At 57.2% G+C, this 16,753-nt stretch carries 14 protein-coding genes; 1 reads left to right on the top strand and 13 read right to left on the bottom strand.

What is annotated here, in order from left to right:
- Positions 1 to 7 precede the first annotated feature (7 nt).
- From murC to HMPREF0045_RS01270, 13 genes are all read right to left on the bottom strand, one after another.
- The gene (gene murC, locus HMPREF0045_RS01330; RefSeq protein WP_005984772.1) at positions 8 to 1,411 is read right to left on the bottom strand and encodes a UDP-N-acetylmuramate--L-alanine ligase; all 1,404 of its coding nucleotides are present in this window, start codon (positions 1,409 to 1,411) and stop codon (positions 8 to 10) included.
- Between the two features lie 2 nt (positions 1,412 to 1,413).
- On the bottom strand, positions 1,414 to 2,538 hold the full coding sequence (murG, locus tag HMPREF0045_RS01325; protein WP_005984771.1) for an undecaprenyldiphospho-muramoylpentapeptide beta-N-acetylglucosaminyltransferase: 1,125 nt from the start codon (positions 2,536 to 2,538) through the stop codon (positions 1,414 to 1,416).
- Positions 2,531 to 3,799 (bottom strand): FtsW/RodA/SpoVE family cell cycle protein, encoded by a 1,269-nt coding sequence (locus HMPREF0045_RS01320; RefSeq protein ID WP_005984770.1) that lies wholly within the window; start codon positions 3,797 to 3,799, stop codon positions 2,531 to 2,533. The genes murG and HMPREF0045_RS01320 overlap by 8 nt, the downstream gene beginning before the upstream one ends.
- 1 nt (position 3,800) lies before the next feature.
- Positions 3,801 to 5,297, bottom strand: a complete 1,497-nt coding sequence (gene murD / locus HMPREF0045_RS01315) for a UDP-N-acetylmuramoyl-L-alanine--D-glutamate ligase (RefSeq protein ID WP_005984768.1) — start codon at positions 5,295 to 5,297, stop codon at positions 3,801 to 3,803.
- A complete protein-coding gene (gene mraY, locus HMPREF0045_RS01310; RefSeq protein WP_005984766.1) occupies positions 5,290 to 6,381 on the bottom strand; it encodes a phospho-N-acetylmuramoyl-pentapeptide-transferase in 1,092 nt (363 codons plus the stop codon). Before mraY ends, murD begins: the two co-directional genes overlap by 8 nt.
- Positions 6,382 to 7,791 carry a UDP-N-acetylmuramoyl-tripeptide--D-alanyl-D-alanine ligase gene (locus HMPREF0045_RS01305; protein ID WP_005984764.1) on the bottom strand — a complete coding sequence of 470 codons (1,410 nt, stop codon included), beginning with the start codon at positions 7,789 to 7,791 and terminating at the stop codon, positions 6,382 to 6,384.
- The gene (locus HMPREF0045_RS01300) at positions 7,788 to 9,365 is read right to left on the bottom strand and encodes a UDP-N-acetylmuramoyl-L-alanyl-D-glutamate--2,6-diaminopimelate ligase (RefSeq protein WP_040315640.1); all 1,578 of its coding nucleotides are present in this window, start codon (positions 9,363 to 9,365) and stop codon (positions 7,788 to 7,790) included. The genes HMPREF0045_RS01305 and HMPREF0045_RS01300 overlap by 4 nt, the downstream gene beginning before the upstream one ends.
- 83 nt (positions 9,366 to 9,448) lie before the next feature.
- Positions 9,449 to 11,377, bottom strand: coding sequence for a peptidoglycan D,D-transpeptidase FtsI family protein (locus HMPREF0045_RS01295; RefSeq protein WP_005984760.1), 1,929 nt, complete (start codon positions 11,375 to 11,377; stop codon positions 9,449 to 9,451).
- A gap of 27 nt (positions 11,378 to 11,404) precedes the next feature.
- Entirely contained in the window at positions 11,405 to 11,833 is a 429-nt protein-coding gene (gene ftsL, locus HMPREF0045_RS01290) for a cell division protein FtsL (protein ID WP_005984758.1), read from the bottom strand.
- The gene (gene rsmH / locus HMPREF0045_RS01285; protein WP_005984755.1) at positions 11,830 to 12,840 is read right to left on the bottom strand and encodes a 16S rRNA (cytosine(1402)-N(4))-methyltransferase RsmH; all 1,011 of its coding nucleotides are present in this window, start codon (positions 12,838 to 12,840) and stop codon (positions 11,830 to 11,832) included. The genes ftsL and rsmH overlap by 4 nt, the downstream gene beginning before the upstream one ends.
- A gap of 137 nt (positions 12,841 to 12,977) precedes the next feature.
- On the bottom strand, positions 12,978 to 13,409 hold the full coding sequence (gene mraZ / locus HMPREF0045_RS01280) for a division/cell wall cluster transcriptional repressor MraZ (protein WP_005984752.1): 432 nt from the start codon (positions 13,407 to 13,409) through the stop codon (positions 12,978 to 12,980).
- Positions 13,410 to 13,643: 234 nt separating this feature from the next.
- Positions 13,644 to 14,027, bottom strand: coding sequence for a DUF3040 domain-containing protein (locus tag HMPREF0045_RS01275; protein ID WP_005984751.1), 384 nt, complete (start codon positions 14,025 to 14,027; stop codon positions 13,644 to 13,646).
- Between the two features lie 177 nt (positions 14,028 to 14,204).
- Complete coding sequence (locus tag HMPREF0045_RS01270; RefSeq protein ID WP_005984750.1) at positions 14,205 to 15,428, bottom strand: DNA polymerase IV; 1,224 nt, start codon at positions 15,426 to 15,428, stop codon at positions 14,205 to 14,207.
- Positions 15,429 to 15,444: 16 nt separating this feature from the next.
- Between HMPREF0045_RS01270 and HMPREF0045_RS01265 the strand changes: the two genes are divergently transcribed.
- Positions 15,445 to 16,275: a spermidine synthase gene (locus tag HMPREF0045_RS01265; protein WP_005984749.1), complete on the top strand. Its 831-nt coding sequence runs from the start codon at positions 15,445 to 15,447 to the stop codon at positions 16,273 to 16,275.
- Positions 16,276 to 16,753 lie beyond the last annotated feature (478 nt).

Below are 16,753 nucleotides of genomic sequence, written 5' to 3'. Positions count from 1 at the left end.
GTTAAGTCTACTCACCGATAGCATCAATAATCACATTAGCAAGCTCAGTAACATCTCCGGCGCCTACAGTCAACACCAGATCACCAGGCTTAGCTTCACCAGCTAGCTGCAGGGCACCAGCTTCACGCCCGCTAACGTATTGCACATTGGTGCCATTAGCTAGCAGAGCCGAAGTGACTTGCGGGAAGTCTGCCTGAGTTTCACGCGCCGGGTAAATATCAATCACAATGCTCTTATCGGCTTTAGCTAAAGCCGCACTGAAACGCTGAGCAAAGTTGCGGGTGCGTGAGAACAGGTGGGGTTGGAAAAGCACTAGCAGGCGGCCGCCGCGTGCGTCGGCAACTTCGCGGGCAGCGCTTAGTAGCGCCTCAACCTCGGTGGGGTGGTGGGCGTAGTCATCTACTACCTCCACTCCCCTGGGCTCGCCGCGCTTTTCAAAGCGACGCCCGGTGCCAGCAAAAGTACTTAAAGCATCGGCCATCTGCTGAAAGTCAACTCCCAGCTCAATACCTGCAGCCCAAGCCCCACAGGCATCTACAGCCACGTGGTCGCCGGGGGTATGCAGGTTAAGTTGAGCTTGGCCGCGCTCGCCGTTGGGGCCAACAAATTCCAAGCTGGCCTGGGTGCCGGTAGCGCTACGGGAAGTAATAGTCAGCTGCGCACTGGCGCAGCCGGGCACCTTAGCCTTAGCTTCGAGCGCGGTTAGGCCAAAGAAGGTTACGCGCTTACCAGCCTTAGCAGCCGCTACCCCCAAAGCTCGCGAACCGGCGTCGTCGGCGCAGGCCACCAGCAAACCGCCGGGCACTAGACGCTGACTAAAGTCCACAAAAGCCTGCTCGAAAGCTTCCCGGGTGCCGTAGTGGTCTAGGTGGTCGGGCTCTACGTTAAGCACTACCTCCACACGCGGGTGGTAGTTAAGGAAGGAACCATCTGACTCATCAGCTTCAGCCACCAGCATGGAACCATTACCCAGGTGACCGCCGGTGCCCAGGGCGGAAACTGTGCCGCCAACCGCAAACGAGGGCTCTAGGCCTAGCGAGCTAAAGGCCTGGGCCAGCATTCCTGAAGTGGTGGTTTTGCCGTGCGCACCGGCCACCGCCACAAAATCTTTGCCTTCAGAAGCTAACGCCAAAGCTTGTGAGCGGTGCAAAATGCGCTGGCCTCGGGCGCGGGCGCAGGCCAGCTCCGGGTTGGCGTCCTTAATAGCGCTGGAAACCACCACAATTGCCTGCGGATCAACATTTTCGGCAGCCTGGCCGATGTAAACCTTGATGCCCTGCTGTTCAAGCGCCTCGGTGACAGCGCTGGCGCGGGCGTCAGAGCCACGTACTTCAAAGCCGGACTGGGCTAGTAGCTCAGCCACTACGCTCATACCTGCCCCACCGATTCCAATCAGGTGAAACTGCGTCATGGTTACTCTCCTACTACCGACTCGATCAGGTCCACGAATTTTGCGGTGCCGTCGGGGTTACCGCAGCTGGCGGCCGCATGTGAAGCTACTTCCAGGCGGCGAGTGTTATTGGTTAGGTTAAATAGGTCAGCGATGTGGCTGGCGTTTAGCCTGTCATCAGCCACCAGCTTGCCACCGCCGGCAGCAACCACAGCGGCGGCGTTTAGGCGCTGCTCACCGTTGCCAATAGGTAGGGGCACATACAGCGCCGGCAGGCCCACAGCGGTTAGCTCACTGACTGTGCCCGCGCCGGAACGGCAAATCACCGCATCGGCTGCGGCGTAAGCGTATTCCATGCCGTCAAGGTATTCGAGCACGTGGTAGTGGGTGGTGTCGGCGCCCTCTAGCAGCTGCAGCACCTGCTCGTTCTTGCCTTTACCGGTTAGGTGCAGCACCTGCACTTGGCCCTGGTAGTCGCGGTAGGCCTGGGCGACGGCGCGGTTAAGGCTCAAGGCCCCTAGCGAACCGCCGGTGACCAGCACGGTGGGCAGCTGGGGGTCCAGGCCCAGTTCTTTGGCGCCCTGCTGGCGTAGCTGGGCGCGCTGGATCGGATCTTGGCGACTGCGGGCCAAGGTGGTGATAGCTGCACGCAGCGGCATACCGGTAACCTCGGTGACGCCGTGGCGGGCCTGCAAGGGTGTGTCGGGGAAGCTTAGTCCCAGCGCCACGGCCTGCTTAGCGCCCAGCTTATTGGCAATGCCGGGGCGGGCGTTTTGCTCCTGGATAACTACCGGCACGCCCATGGACTTAGCGGCCCAGTATGCCGGCAGGGATACGTAGCCGCCGTAGCCTACGACGACGTCGGACTCGTTTTCTTCAATGGCCGCCTTGGCGCCGTCGATAGCCTCATGCAGACGGCCCGGCAGACGCAGGAAATCAGTGGAGGGCTTACGCGGCAGGGGTACCTTGGGGATGTAGCGCAGCTCAAAACCGGCGGCAGGCACTAGTCGGTCTTCAAGACCTTCATGGGTGCCTAGCACCAGCACCTGGGCGCCACGTTCACGCAGCTGCGCGGCGGTAGCCAGCAGCGGGTTGACGTGACCAGCGGTACCTCCACCGGCTAGCAGGGCATTAATTTTTTTAGCCACGATGCCATATCCTCCATTTACTAAGGGCCTCAAGCACCGTGCGGCGGTTAGCTTGAGATTGTGAACGCAGTACAGCGATAGCGCTGGGCTCGTTTCGAGCAAAACAGGTAAGTACCCCTACCGCCAGCATGATGGCCACAGTTGATGAGCCACCTTTAGAAATTAGCGGTAATGGCACCCCCAGAACCGGTAGCAAACCGGTAGCCACCATGATGTTAATCAGGGCTTGACCCACCAGCCAGGTGCAGATCCCAGTGGTGGAAAACAGAATGTAGCGGTTACGCACATGGGCGCGCATCACGCGCATACAGCAGTAGCCGATCAGTAGGAAAATGACTAGCACCGCCAAAGTACCCACCAGGCCGTGTTCTTCGCCTAAAACCGCATATACATAATCGGATTCGGACTGGGTTAGGTAACCCCATTTTTCACGTGAACCATCACTGCCCACGCCTAGCACTCCCCCGTGGGCGAAGGCGTATTCAGCGTGGTGAGGCTGGTAGGTCAGGCCCGATTCGTCATCGGCCAAAGAAGGCATATTCCACCAGGCGGAGATGCGGGCGCGACGGTTGGCACTCATATAGGTAAGGATGCTGATGCCCACTGCTCCCAGGGTACCGGTTATGGCCATGTATTTAGCCGGGAATTTAGCCATCACTAGCATCGCGGCCACAATCACCACCATCACCAGGGCTGAGCCTAGGTCTTTACCAAGCACCACTAGACCGGCTGTGGCCGCAACTATAAAGCCCATAAGTGCCAGGGCCACGCGGGAGGTAATCGCCCCCGTGTAGCGGTCTAGCACTGCGGCTAGCGCCAAAATCAAAGCCAGTTTTGACAGCTCAGCAGGCTGCACTGGACCAATTCCGGGCAGCTGCACCCAACCGGCGTTACCACCGATGGTTACCCCCAGACTGGTGAAAATCAGCGTCTGTAAAATCGCTGCCGGCACCAGCATCAGCCAACCGTAGCGGATAATAATGGCTGGTTTTAGGCGGGAAACTCCCCAAGCTGCCGCGATACCCACCAGATAGATCAAGGTGGTGCGTAAGTAGGGTTCATACAGTTGGGTAAGTGAGGCGGAGCCTTCTGAGTCGCTGGCGATCTGCACCTGCTGGATAGAAATATCCATATACAGGCCAATTAGCACCAAGGTGGTGGCGCAGATGATTAGCAGATAGTAGCTAAGCGCATCAAACTGGTCTAGCCAGCTTTTAACGCCTCGATAGCGCCCGCGCACCCAGAAATAAGCTCGCTTCACATTAACCTACCCGGCCCGCACGTGCCGCAACCTCCTGAGCAAACAGGTCACCGCGCTGGTTGTAGGAGACAAACTGATCCCAGGAGGCACAAGCCGGGGACAAAATTACGCAGTCGCCACTTTGAGCCATGCTAGCTGCTTGAGCCACCATGGTTTTAGCCAGCTCAGCGGGGCTACCCTGGCCAACAATCGTGTAGGGCACCTGGGGGGCGTATTTAGCCAGCGGCTCAGTGATGAACTCTGGGTGCACCCCTAGCACCACTACCCCACGCAGCACCGGGGCCACCTGGCGCACCAGTTCACTAAGGTCTGCGCCTTTAGCGTCACCGCCAGCAATCCACACCACCGAGTTGGGGGCGTGTGAAGCTAAAGCTGCGGCGGTGGCGTGGGCGGTGGTGCCTTTAGAGTCATCCACCCATGCCACGTTATCTATGGTGGCTACAGTCTGCAGGCGGTGAGCGCCGGGGGTAAAGTCACGCAGTCCTTTAGACACGGCAGCTGGCTGCACGCCTGCTGCGCGCGCTAGAGCAGCTGCGGCTAAAGCATCAGAAATAATGTGGCTGGGCAGTGCCTCTAGCTTGCCGCCGGGGGCCAGGTGAGCCAGGTCTTCTAGCTCAGCCACAATCTGGGCGTTCTTATTGGGCAAAGGCACAAAAGCGCGATCCACAATGGCGCCGTCGACAATACCAAACTGGCTGATTTCAGGCACCGCGCGGCTTAAACCAATAGCGCGGCAGCCTTCACGCACGTCTGCCTCTTGCACCATTTTTAGGGCAGCCTCGCTGGCTAGATCATAGATAGCAGCCAGCTTGGTGTTGGTATAAACCTTGGCTTTATCGGCGGCGTAAGCCTCCAGCGAGCCATGCCAGTTAAGGTGGTCAGCCGCCAGGTTCAGGCAGATAGACGCTAGCGGCTCTACTGACTTAGTCAGGTGCAGCTGGAAGGATGATAGCTCCACGGCCAAAGCGTCATAGCCGCCTTCATCAACCACCTGGATGATGGGTTTACCAACATTACCTACTGCCGGGGCGTTTAGCCCTTGGGCCTGCAAAATTGAGGCCAGCATATTGACGGTGGTGGTTTTGCCATCGGTGCCGGTAATGGTTAGCCAGGGGCTGGCTGCGTTGGGGCCGACGGCGTGCAGACGCCAAGCTAGCTCCACCTCGCTAATCATTTCTACCGGGGCCACGCTAGCGGCTTGGTACAGCGCAGAGGTGGGGGCAATTCCCGGAGAAATAACTAGCAGGTCGCGGGCATGAGTGCGGATCTTGTCAGCTAAGGACTTGGGGTCAGCGTCAATAAATAGGCTGACATCCGCATTATCAACTGCGTTATCAAGCTCTTTGCAGAGCGCCTCGCCAGCGCCAGCTTTAGCATCAAAAGCAATAACTTTAGCGCCGCGACGTGCCGCAACCTTAGCCACGGCACGCCCAGAAACCCCTAAACCAACTACGCTTACGGTACGTGAAGCTAGAAGCTCAGAGAAAGAATCAGACATGGTTGGCTGCCAACCATTCTGCATAGAACAGACCCAAACCTAGGGCCACACCCATAGAGGCCACAATCCAGAAACGTATCACTACGGTAACTTCAGGCATTCCGCCTACCTCGAAGTGGTGGTGGATGGGGGCCATCCTAAATACACGCTTATGGGTGGCCTTGAAGTAACCAACCTGGATGACGTCACTCATAACCTCAACCAGGAACAGGAAGCCCAAGATTACCGCCAGGAATTCGGTGCGGGTAAGCACTGACAAACCAGCTACCGCGCCACCTAGAGCCAGGGAGCCGGTGTCACCCATGAAGATCTTGGCCGGAGCCGCATTCCACCACAGGAAGCCCAGGCAGGCGCTCATCAGCGAGATAGCAATCATGGTTAGGTCACGCGGGTCGCGCACCTCGTAGCAACCCAGGGCCTGGGCGTAGCCGCCCTGGCAAGACTGGTTGGACTGCCAAATCCCGATCATGGTGTAGCCGGCAAACACAATTGTGGAGCAGCCTGCGGCCAAACCATCCATACCGTCAGTTAGGTTAACCGCGTTAGACCAGGCGGTGATCAGGAAGTTACACCAAAGCACAAACAGCACCAGCCCCAGGGCAGTGCCCCAGGCGGCCAGGTCAAAACCGGTGTCGCGAACTGTGGAGATAGCGGTAGAACCGGGGGTGATACCAGCCTTGTTAGCGAAGAACAGGCAGCACACAGAGAAGGTGATACCCACAAAAGCCTGGCCAATGATCTTCTGCATCGGCTTTAGACCCAGTGAGCGCTCATGGGAAATCTTGACGTAGTCGTCAAAGAAACCAATTGCGCCTAGACCCACAATCAAAAACAACAGCAGCAAACCTGAGGCGCGCGGAGTGCGCATATCAAACAGGTTAGCGGCCAAGTAGCCCAGCACCGTGGCGATAATCATCACCAGGCCACCCATGGTGGGGGTGCCGCGCTTAGTGAAGTGGCTAGTGGGGCCATCTTGGCGGATGAATTGCCCATACTGCTTCTTGTGCAGAACACGGATCAGTAGCGGGGTGCCGGTTATGGACACCAGTAGGGATACAACCGCTGCTACCAGGTATGCAACCATTTAGGCGCGAACCTCCTTGAGATAGTCGGCAATTCGCCAGGCCCCTGAGGAGTGGGACCCTTTAACCAACACTGCATCGAAGTCTGCCACGATCTGATCGATCATGGCCAAGGCCTGATCAGCATCGTCAACGTAAGTGGTGGCAATGCCTAACTCGCGGGCGCGGCGGGCAAGAGGCCGGGCAGCTTCGCCAATGGCCAAAATGTCGCTCACCCCGGCCTGTTGGGCCAGCTCGGCAGTGCGCATATGCACTTGCTCAGAGGTGTCGCCTAGCTCCAGCATCTGCCCGGCTACAAACACCTTGCGGCGCCCCTCAGCCAGCTGTTTAAGTGCCACTAGGGCGGCAGTTACGGAGTCAATATTGGCGTTGTAAGAGTCGTCGATTAGCAGCAGCTGTCCGCTTAGATTGCGCACGTCCATACGGTGCGGGCTAAGTGCCTGCGCCTGGCTGAGCACCTGGGCGGCGGCTTGCAGATCAATGCCCACCACTAGGGCAATGGTTAGCGCCGCCAGGGCGTTAGCCACATGGTGCGCGCCCACTAGCTGTAGCTGGACTGGGGCACTGGCGCCAGCGGTGCGGGCGGTGAAGCTGGCGCGTCCGTCAGGGCCAATGACGACGTCGTCGGCACGTACGTTAGCGGGGGCGCCAGAAGGCGAGAAGCTAAATACCGGGCCGGGAGCTAGCTCAGCCATGGCCATGGTACGCGGGTCGTCAGCGTTCAAAATCGCCACCCCGCTGCTACGCAGGCCCTGGATAATCTCGCTCTTAGCGCGAGCCACAGCCTCAACTGAACCAAAACCACCCATGTGGGCGTGACCCACCATAAGCACTGCGGCCACGTCCAGGGGGGCAATATCGGTCAGGTAGGCGATGTGCCCAGGCCCCGAGGCACCCATTTCTAGCAGCAGGTAGCGGGTGTCGTTATCGGCTTCCAAAATGGTTAGCGGCAAGCCGATCTCGTTATTGAAGGAGGCTTGCGGGGCTACCGTGGGGCCCTGGGAGGCAAAAATCTGGCGGGTTAGATCCTTGGTGGTGGTTTTACCAACCGAGCCAGTTACGCCGGCCACATCAAAGGGCAAACCGTTAGCTTCACGGTACTGGCGGATCTCACGCAGGTAGCTGTAGGCAATTTTGCCTAGCGCATCAACGGTGTCTTGGACGCGAATGTGGGGCACGTCCAGATCCTTGGAGCTGATAATCACAAGCCCCTCGGTGGAGTTGTAGGCGGCGGGCGCGTAGTCATGCCCATCTACGTTTTCACCCACAATGGCCACAAAACAGCCGTGGTCACTAACCTTGCGTGAGTCAATAACTACCGGGGCGCTAACTAGCTCAGTGCCCTCAAGGCCCACCAGCTGGCCTTCACAGGCGCTAGCTAGCCAAGCGGCGTCGCGGCACATGCCACTCATTTGTCACCCCACTTGTCAGCGACCGCAGCGGCCATAACCGGAGCGTCGTTGTAAGGGATCTTGTCGTCGCCAACTTCTTGGTAGGGCTCGTGGCCCTTACCGGTGACGATTACGGTGTCGCCAGGGCCGGCTATCTCTACGCAGCGGCGTACAGCGTCAGCGCGGCAGGTGGTGATTTCTTCAACGCCAGCAAAGTCGGGGCGAACCTTGCGCACACCGGCCAGAATTTCGGCGCGGATCTCGCTAGCTACCTCGTGGCGCGGGTTTTCGTCAGTTACTACCAGCAGGTCTGCTTCACGGGCGGCAATTTCACCCAGCAGCGGGCGCTTGCCCTTGTCGCGGTCGCCGTCGGAACCAAAGCCGATAATCAGCTTGCCGGGGGTGATTTCACGTACTGCTTCCAGGGCCAGCTGTAGGGCCTCGGGGGTGTGGGCGTAGTCCACGATGGTCAGGGCGCGTACCCCGTCGCGGTTGGAGATGCGCTGCATACGTCCAGGAATGTTGTGGGCGTGGCGCATGGCCTCAACAGCTTCATCCACGCTCACCCCGCTACGTAGCGCCATGACCAGGGCCAGGGCCGCATTTTGTACGTTCACTAGGCCCGGCAGTGGGCAGTAAGCCTTGATTTCTTCGCCTTCAGGCCCGTGCAGCACGAAGGTGGTGGCCACGTCCTTAAGCGAAGCGTGCGCCGAGCTAACCCACCAGTGGGCCTTGCCTTCACCGGCGTAGGCGCTGACCGTGTCAAAAGGCAGACCGCGCTGGGCGCACATATCGGCTAGCTTGACGCCCCATTCGTCATCTACGCACACAACTGCGTGGCGAGCACGCTCGGGGGTGAAAATGCGTGCCTTGGTCTCTAGGTACTCCTCCATGGTGTGGTGGAAGTCCAGGTGGTCGTGCTGCAGGTTGGTAAAGCCGACGACGTCGTAGGCCACCTGGTCCACGCGGTTAAGAGCAATGGCGTGGGAGGAGGTTTCTACGACGGCGGCGCTAGCTCCCCGCTCGACGGCGGTGGCCAGCAGACGCTGGAGCACCGGGGACTCTACGGTGGTGCGCGGGGAAGGGTAAAGTTCGTCACCAACACCTAGCAAAACCGTGCCAGCCAGGGCTGAAGTCCCAAAGTGGGTGTCGAGCATGGCGCGCAGCAAGAAGGTGGTGGTGGTCTTGCCGTTGGTGCCGGTAACCCCAGCTACGAATAGCTTCTGGCTGGGATTGTCATAGATAGTGGCGGCAATCTTGGCGGTTAGTTCGCGTAGATTCTGCTCGCTAGTAACTACCGCAGCCTCTAGACCTTCGAGGTACTGCACACCGGCGGCGTCGGTAAGCACAGCTACAGCCCCGCGCGAGACGGCGTCGGCAGCATAGCGAGCCCCATGTGAACGCAGGCCAGCAATAGCAACAAAGAGATCACCCGGGGCAATATCACTTGAGTCAACGCTTACACCCGTTACTTTCAGGTCTCCAACGGGGGCAAGCTCGTGCAGCTCAAAGGTCTTTACAAACTGAGCCAGGGGTACGCCCTCCACCTGCGTGGGGCGCAGCGCATCGGTCTCTTCGTAAGCTTTCATGCTCATAGCTTCCTAATTTAGCGCTATTTCCGTTAACTGCGGCAATCGGTTTGCCACACCTAGGTAATAGTCTCTTATTTACCTGCTTATTAGCTGGGAGTTTGGCTCGGGTTAGAAGTGGGATTCTTCTCTACCAGCTGCGGATCTGGAGCCAGGCCCAGGTTATGCATAGCAGCGGTGGCCACCTGGCTAAATACCGGCGCGGCTACATCACCGCCATAGATAGCGGCTTGCGGGTCATAAATAACCACCGACACGGCCACAGCCGGCTTACCTTTAGAAAGTCCGGCCGGTAGGAAACCCACAAAAGAAGCCACCGTGCCACCACTGGCTTCTCCCCCAATAATTTCTGAGGTACCGGTTTTACCTGCCACCTGATAGCCGTTAATGGCAGCGCTTTCAGCAGTACCGCCCTTTTGGGTGACGGCGACCAGCATTTTTTCTAGCGTAGCCGCGCTAGCCTCACTAATTACCCTGGTGGGTGTGGGAGCCTGTGGTTTGGTGACTTTACCGGTGTAGTCGGTGTACTGCTTGATTAGCCTGGGGGGTACGCGCACGCCCTTGTTAGCCACTGTGGCCAGGGTGGATACGGCCTGCAAGGCAGTGGTAGAGACACCTTGACCAAACATAGTGGTGTAGCGCTGACGCCCATCCCACTTGCTATAGGAGGTCAGTAAACCGGCGCTTTCGGAGGGCATTTCAATACCGGTCAGGCTGCCCCAACCGAATTTGCGCATGTAGTTATAACGAACTTCATCACTAATAGTGTCGCCAACGAAAATTGTGCCGATATTGGATGATTCAGCCAAAATTTGGGTGGCGGTATAAGACTTTGTTTCGTGCTCGTGAGAGTCGCTAAATGATTGCCCGTTGGAGCTAGTCCAAGCATCGGGCACCACCCAGCTGCGCTCGGGAGTGATTTTGCCCTGGTCTAGCGCGGCGGCAAAGGTAACCACCTTGCCTACGCTACCGGGGTCAAAGACAGCTTCTACGGTGCGTGAACGGCGGTTAGCTTCAGGGGTTTTAGATGGCTGGGAGGGATCCACAGAGTTAGAGTCAGCTAGCACCAACACGTCACCGCTAGCTGGATCCATAACTACCACTGAGCCCCAGCGCGCACCCATCTTTTTAACATGCTCATCTAGCGCTTTTTGGGCCAGCATTTGCAGGTCACGGTCAATGGTAGTGGTGATGTTTTGGCCACGCCGGGCTGGCTTGTCCTCAATAACCCCGTTTGGCAGTACGTCTGAGTTGATAGAAATTTCTACACGTTCAAGCCCACGGGTGCCGGTAAGGATTTTATTGCGGCTAAGTTCCAGCCCGGCTTGGCCTACGTTACGCAGCTCACGCGTGGCATATAGGGTGCCGGAGTTGATGGCGCTTGCCTGAGCTTCGGTAAGGTCATCTTGGTTAACCTCAACCATTTTTCCGGATTCGTCTTGGAAGGTGTAGAAAGCCTGCTCAATTACGTAGCCCAAAATGTTGCCTGCCACTGCCCCTGAGGGGTAGGTGCGGCGCACATGGGAGTCAGGCTCAACACCAGGGATCCCTAGCACTTTGATTGAACGCCACTCGTCAGGAGTGATGTCCTTGGCCAGGATCTTATAGGTGGAGTCACCGATGAGCTGTCCACCTAATTCGTGGCGATCCATTTGCAAAATCGGCGCCAGCTGCTTGGCAACTTCAGCCGGTCCGTAGCCCACCACTTTGTATGTAGTGGAGCCATCGGCATTTTTAAATGGTGAGGTGTGGACGTAACTACCCAGTTTGATCTGGTTTACGCCGACGTCGTAGGTAATGGTTGAGCCAGCCAGTATCTGTCCTTTACGGTCCTTGATCTGTCCGCGCTGAGCTAGTTTTTCAATTACTTTGGTGTAAGCGCTGGCGCCCTCTTCGCTAAGGGCTTTGGCTTCTAACACCTGTAGTTGTACTAGTCGCGCAGCGATTAAAGTAGCGCAACCGCCGCCAATGAACTTTAGTACTTGACGGCGATCAAACTCTTTACCAAGGCTAGGCATAGGAAACAGTGTAACTGGCGGCTAGCGTCACTTAGCGCTATCTGAAGTACTGCCGCCGCTGACAAGACCCTTATCGAGCTGGACTACGCCGGAGGAACCTGCCGGAACCATACCCAAGGAGCGGGCCCGCTGTTCAATGACTACGGGAGACTCAGCCTTTTCCAGTTCCTGACGCAAGGTGGTGGTGTGATCGCGGGCTACTTCCAGTTCCTGGGTTAGCCGCGAGGTTTCAATCGCTTCAAAGGTGGTGCGGGCGCTAACCAGTAGCGGACCACCAATGGCGATAACTAAACCGAGAATAACCATCATGATTACTCCCAGGTGACGACGCTGAGCTGGGGCGATCCCAGCTACTACGGACAGTTTTGGCTGTTGCGAGGGCGCTGCTTCACTGGCACGGGAGGCAGCACGCTTAGCCTTTACAGGCTCAGTTTTGAGGGCAGCTGAACTACTCACCGGTGTTTCCTTTGCTTTGTGTTGAGGGAGATGTGTTGGGAGATGGGAACTTGACGCAATTTACGAGCAGCACGCAAGCGAACTGAAGCGGAGCGGGAATTGTGCTCCAGTTCTTTAGCGTCTGCGCGTTCGGCGCCACGGGTAAGTAACTCGACGACGGGCAGAGCGTCGTCGGGCACTACAGGCATATCCACGGGAGCTGCAAGGGAAGCAGCCTTTGTGAATGTTTGCTTAACAATGCGGTCTTCTAGTGATTGGTAAGACTCAACCACAATCCGCCCGTCCACACGCAGTACATCAACTGCGCTAACGATTGCGCTGGAAAGGACTTCAAGCTCGTTATTAACGGCTATACGCAAAGCTTGGAAAGTACGCTTAGCAGGGTTACCTCCTGTACGTTTAGCTGCTGCTGGTAATGCGTCACGCACCAGTTGAACTAGTTCACCGGTAGAAGTTACGCGCTTGCCAGCTTCACGACGGCGCACAATGGCGCTGGCGATTTTGCTGGCAAACCGTTCCTCGCCGTATTCACGCAAGTAGCGGGTCAGCTCCTGGACACTAGCGGTATCAAGCAGCTGCTGGGCGCTAACCCCGCTGCTTTGATCCATGCGCATGTCCAAGGCTGCGTCGTGGGCATAGGAAAAGCCGCGCTCAACTTCATCTAGCTGAAGGGAAGACACGCCCAGATCCATTAGCACGCCGTCGACGTAACCACCGTGACCATAAAGACGAGCTACCTCATCAATGTGGTCATAAGTGGTGTGCACTGCCTGAAAACGACTTCCGAAACGCTTTAAGCGCTCGCTAGCCAAAGCAATGGCCTGCGGGTCACGATCGATACCTATTACGGTTAAGTTTTCAAACCGCTCCAAGGCCCCTTCGCTGTGCCCACCCATACCCAAAGTGCAGTCAATCATCACCGGGTTTTGGCTGGTGAAGGCTCCTGCAAGCAGATCTAGACAGCGCTCAAGTAGGACCGGTGTATGTAAAACACCAATGTGTTCCATAGCTGTCCTATCTGAGGGTATAAGTCGGGCACAGTACGAAGGGAACGGGGAATTCTGCGGCCTCAGGTCTGCGCCCGTCGATCCGAGATCGGGGAAGTGAACTCGGAGCGTTCAGGCTCAGGCCTCAAGCAACAGGGTTAGAAGAAACCTGGGATGATCTCTTCCGCAGTGGAGGCGAAGACGCTTTCTTGTTCCGCTAGGTAAGCATCCCAAGTTGCCGCATCCCAGATTTCCAGTCGCGAACCAACACCGTTGACCGCTAGCTCCCGACTCAGTGAGGCATAAGCCCGCAGGGGCGGCGCGATTGTTATACGCCCCTGCTTGTCAGGAGTTTGCTGGTCAGCTCCGGAGAGCATGACACGCATGTAGTCGCGAGCTCGTTTCTGAGAGATAGGTGCCGCTTGTAGCTGGGCGTACATGCGCTCGAACTCACGCATAGGGAAGGCGTAGAGACAACGCTCTTGGCCGCGCGTAAGAACTAGCCCATCGCTCAGCTCCTCACGGAACTTAGCTGGCAGGATTAAGCGTCCTTTGTCATCTAGCCTCGGGGAGTAAGAGCCCATGAACATGGACGCTCCCTCCGCCGCACTATTTGACCCCTCCACAATACCCCACTTCCCCCCACCAATTACTACATTTTGGTAAATTACACGGTTGTAACTTTGAGCTAAGTTGTGCAAAACATACAAAAGCTAAAAACTGCTTTGTGCGTCTTCAACAAAAACGCACCCCGACCTGGTCGGGGTGCGTTGTGGAGGGAAAATTTGGTGCTAGACCTGGGCGCCCAGATGGGCTATGGGAGCTCAGGAGTTGCGCTTGTCCCAGCGCTCCTCTTGGCGAGCCATGAAGCTAGATTTCTTAGCCTTGGCAGCCTTAGTGCCACCCTTACTTAGGGTGTTGGCGTTGGTTAGTGCGATCACCACGCCCCATACGGCCAGGCCAAAGCAAATCAAGGCCCCTAGTACCGACCACACTGAGTGGAAGAAGGCCACGCAGGCGATCATGCCTGTAAAAGCGACGATAACCGCAAAAACACCCATGCCAACGTGGCGCGGCGAAGGCCGCCAGCCAAGTTCAGAGCGCTCATCCATGGCGTCAGACATAGAGGCAGCCAGGTCCGGATCCGTGCTACCCAGCTGCGCTTCAAGGTCACGCAGGACTTCCTTTTCCCGTTCTGATAGTGCCATGTTTGTTCACCCTCTCTATTTACCCAAACTCTAGGCCGGCTTAAGTCTCGCTGTCACCTTAGTGTGCAGGGACGGCTAAAAACTGGAACCTAAACCCACAGCTTACTCGCGCTTAGCGGCTTAACTACGCCCGTGCCAGTTATACGCGCGCAGCTTATGTACTAGTAGTTTTATGCACTAGTCGCGTTTGGGCGTCCCCAGCAGCGCAGCTGGGCCAATGAGGCCTGCCCCCCAGCGTTCACGGATCGCGTCGGCAGCTTTTTCAGTTTTAGCGCTGCGCTCGTCACTGTCGAAGCTGAGCTGCACGGCGCCGTCGGCACGCACCAAAGACTCAGTGCGCACCCCTAGCAGCCGGATCCCCTGGGGCGGCATCGGCAGCGCCGCAAACAGCTCAGAAACCTGCTCCCATAAATAACGGGCTGTATCTGTAGGCTCAGCTAGGGTACGCGAGCGGGTGAGAGTCTTGAAATTGCCGTCACGCACCTTTATTCCCACTACCCGCGCCTGCCAGCCGTGTTTGCGCAGGCGGATAGCGCACTGGTGACACTGATCCAGCAGTACCTGCCTAGCTTGGGCGCGATCGTGAATATAGGTATCAAAAGTGGTTTCGGTGCTGATGGATTTTTCTTCACGCACCGGGCTAACCGGGCGGTTATCAATGCCGCGACTGAGGTTATATAGGTGCCAGGCGGCGGCTTTACCCAGGATGCGCTCAAGCTGGGCGCGCGGGGTGCGGCGCAGATCCACTACCGAGTCGATACCCCACTCATGTAGTTTGCGCTCGCTTTTGTCCCCTACTCCCCACATGGCTCCTACCGGCAGTAGGTCCAAAAATTCTTGGGTGGCACTGGCGGGCACAAGCAGCATCCCGTCAGGTTTGGCGTGGGCGGAAGCCAGTTTGGCGATTAGTTTGTTGGCGCCGATACCTACTGAGGCGGTGACCCCCAGCTGCTGGGAAATTTGCTGGCGCAGGTTAGCAGCAATTTGGCTGGGACTCCCTAGACGGCGTCTAGAGCCAGAAACGTCTAAAAAGGCCTCATCAATGCTTAACTGCTCTAGCTGCGGGGTAATCGCCCCCAAAATACCCATTACCTGCTTGGATACCTGACTATAGAGCTGGTGACGTACCGGCAGCACAATGGCCTGGGGGCAGCGGCGCAGCGCTTGGCCTACCGGCATGGCGGAATGTACGCCGTAGCTGCGAGCCTCGTAGGTGGCCGCGCACACCACTCCCCTGCCGTTAGATCCGCCCACAATTACTGGCTTGCCGCGCAGGGAGGGATTTTCGCGTAGCTCTACGGCGGCGAAGAATGCGTCCATGTCCACGTGCAAAATCGGGGTGGCGCTATCATCGTCACCCCAAAAGCGGCGGGCTTGGTCACTACGCGGTGCTTTGGACACGCCTACAGGGTAACTTGTGTGGGTGAGTAAACGCCGCCGATCTAAGCCTGCCGCCAAAACTGGCGATAGCTTGTCACTGTCTAGTTTGCCTACCGAGCCGGTAGCTACTTCTTTTGCCAGCGCCCGCTTAGAGGCTCGCGATCAGGGTATTTTGCTGTATTTGGATGAAACTGAGTCATCATTTATTGATTTGGCTGATCCAGCGTATTTGGATTTTGAATATCACCAGCATATGGATGCGGCTGTAAAAGTATTGCTAGGTGAAGATCTACCTTTAAATGCAGCGCATTTAGGTGGGGCGGCTTGTGCTTTAGCGCGCGCTTGGGACGCAACCCACCCGGGTTCTGCGCAGTTGGCGGTAGAAATTGACGCTAAATTAGCCGCTTATGTGCGTCAGTGGTTTGATTTGCCACGTTCGCCGCGTCTGCGTATTCGCATTGACGACGCCGTAGTGGCTGCTCCCAGCTTAAAAGCTGAGTTTTGGGATGTGGTTGTGCGCGATATTTTTAGCGCCGGCACGGTACCTGACAGTGTCTGCACACCGGAATTTATGCACTCGTGCATGAATGCACTTAAGAGCGAGGGGCTGTTTTTAATTAATGCTGCCTCCGCCCCAACTAGCCAAGTGCAGGCGCAGTTTGCGGCTTTAGCCCAGATAAGTGATTTTTTGGTTATTAGCGACGCCGCCGTGGCGCGTGGCAAGCGTCGTGGCAATTTGGTGTTGGTGGCGCGCAAAACTGGTTTTAGCGCTGAAGATTTTGACTGTCTTTCCCGTGCGGTACGTAAATTGCCGCTACCAGCCCAGCTTTACCGCCACAGTGACGGCGCCCTCTCGCGCTACAACTAGCCAGCCAAAAACGTGCGGCGCCACCAAACAGTACCAGGCAGTACTAGTTGGCGGCGCCGTCGTAGTTAGAACCAGCTAAGCTACCAGGTGCTTACCGGGGTGGGATAAGCGGCCATATCCGGGCTGCACACTAGATCGGCGCGGCCCTGCCAAATTTGGCCGTTCGAGATGAGAAAGACCTTTCTCCCCTGATCAGTAGCAGTTTGTTTGCTGCATCCTAATGGGATTACCCCATCAGTGGCGTAAGTGTTTACTTCCCTGGTGCTGGGCAGTTGCGCTTCTACAGTCCCAGTGCCGTCTTTGAGAATGAAGCAAACCCAAAAGGGTTGGTTGTTTAACTTGGGCACCTGGCTGAGGGTAAACGTTTTTGCCTCACTGGCATGTTTTACACACCAGTTAAAAACTGCAGCCTCCTCGGCCTTAGTGTAGTCGCGGCGCAGATCGGCAGACGGCAGCGTAGTGGCAGTGGAGCTTGCGG

This window comes from Actinomyces graevenitzii C83, assembly GCF_000239695.1.
GTDB lineage: Bacteria > Actinomycetota > Actinomycetes > Actinomycetales > Actinomycetaceae > Actinomyces > Actinomyces graevenitzii.
The sequence above is the reverse complement of the archived record's forward strand: the minus strand, read 5'-3'. Positions and strand labels throughout refer to the sequence as shown.

What these genes read in the sequence shown, in the direction of transcription:
- HMPREF0045_RS01275 (WP_005984751.1), bottom strand. Translation starts at nt 14,027, where the DNA reads ATGGCACTATCAGAACGGGAAAAGGAAGTCCTGCGTGACCTTGAAGCG.
- mraZ (WP_005984752.1), bottom strand. Translation starts at nt 13,409, where the DNA reads ATGTTCATGGGCTCTTACTCCCCGAGGCTAGATGACAAAGGACGCTTA.
- HMPREF0045_RS01295 (WP_005984760.1), bottom strand. Translation starts at nt 11,377, where the DNA reads ATGCCTAGCCTTGGTAAAGAGTTTGATCGCCGTCAAGTACTAAAGTTC.
- HMPREF0045_RS01305 (WP_005984764.1), bottom strand. Translation starts at nt 7,791, where the DNA reads ATGAGTGGCATGTGCCGCGACGCCGCTTGGCTAGCTAGCGCCTGTGAA.
- murC (WP_005984772.1), bottom strand. Translation starts at nt 1,411, where the DNA reads ATGACGCAGTTTCACCTGATTGGAATCGGTGGGGCAGGTATGAGCGTA.
- HMPREF0045_RS01300 (WP_040315640.1), bottom strand. Translation starts at nt 9,365, where the DNA reads ATGAGCATGAAAGCTTACGAAGAGACCGATGCGCTGCGCCCCACGCAG.
- rsmH (WP_005984755.1), bottom strand. Translation starts at nt 12,840, where the DNA reads ATGGAACACATTGGTGTTTTACATACACCGGTCCTACTTGAGCGCTGT.
- mraY (WP_005984766.1), bottom strand. Translation starts at nt 6,381, where the DNA reads ATGGTTGCATACCTGGTAGCAGCGGTTGTATCCCTACTGGTGTCCATA.
- murD (WP_005984768.1), bottom strand. Translation starts at nt 5,297, where the DNA reads ATGTCTGATTCTTTCTCTGAGCTTCTAGCTTCACGTACCGTAAGCGTA.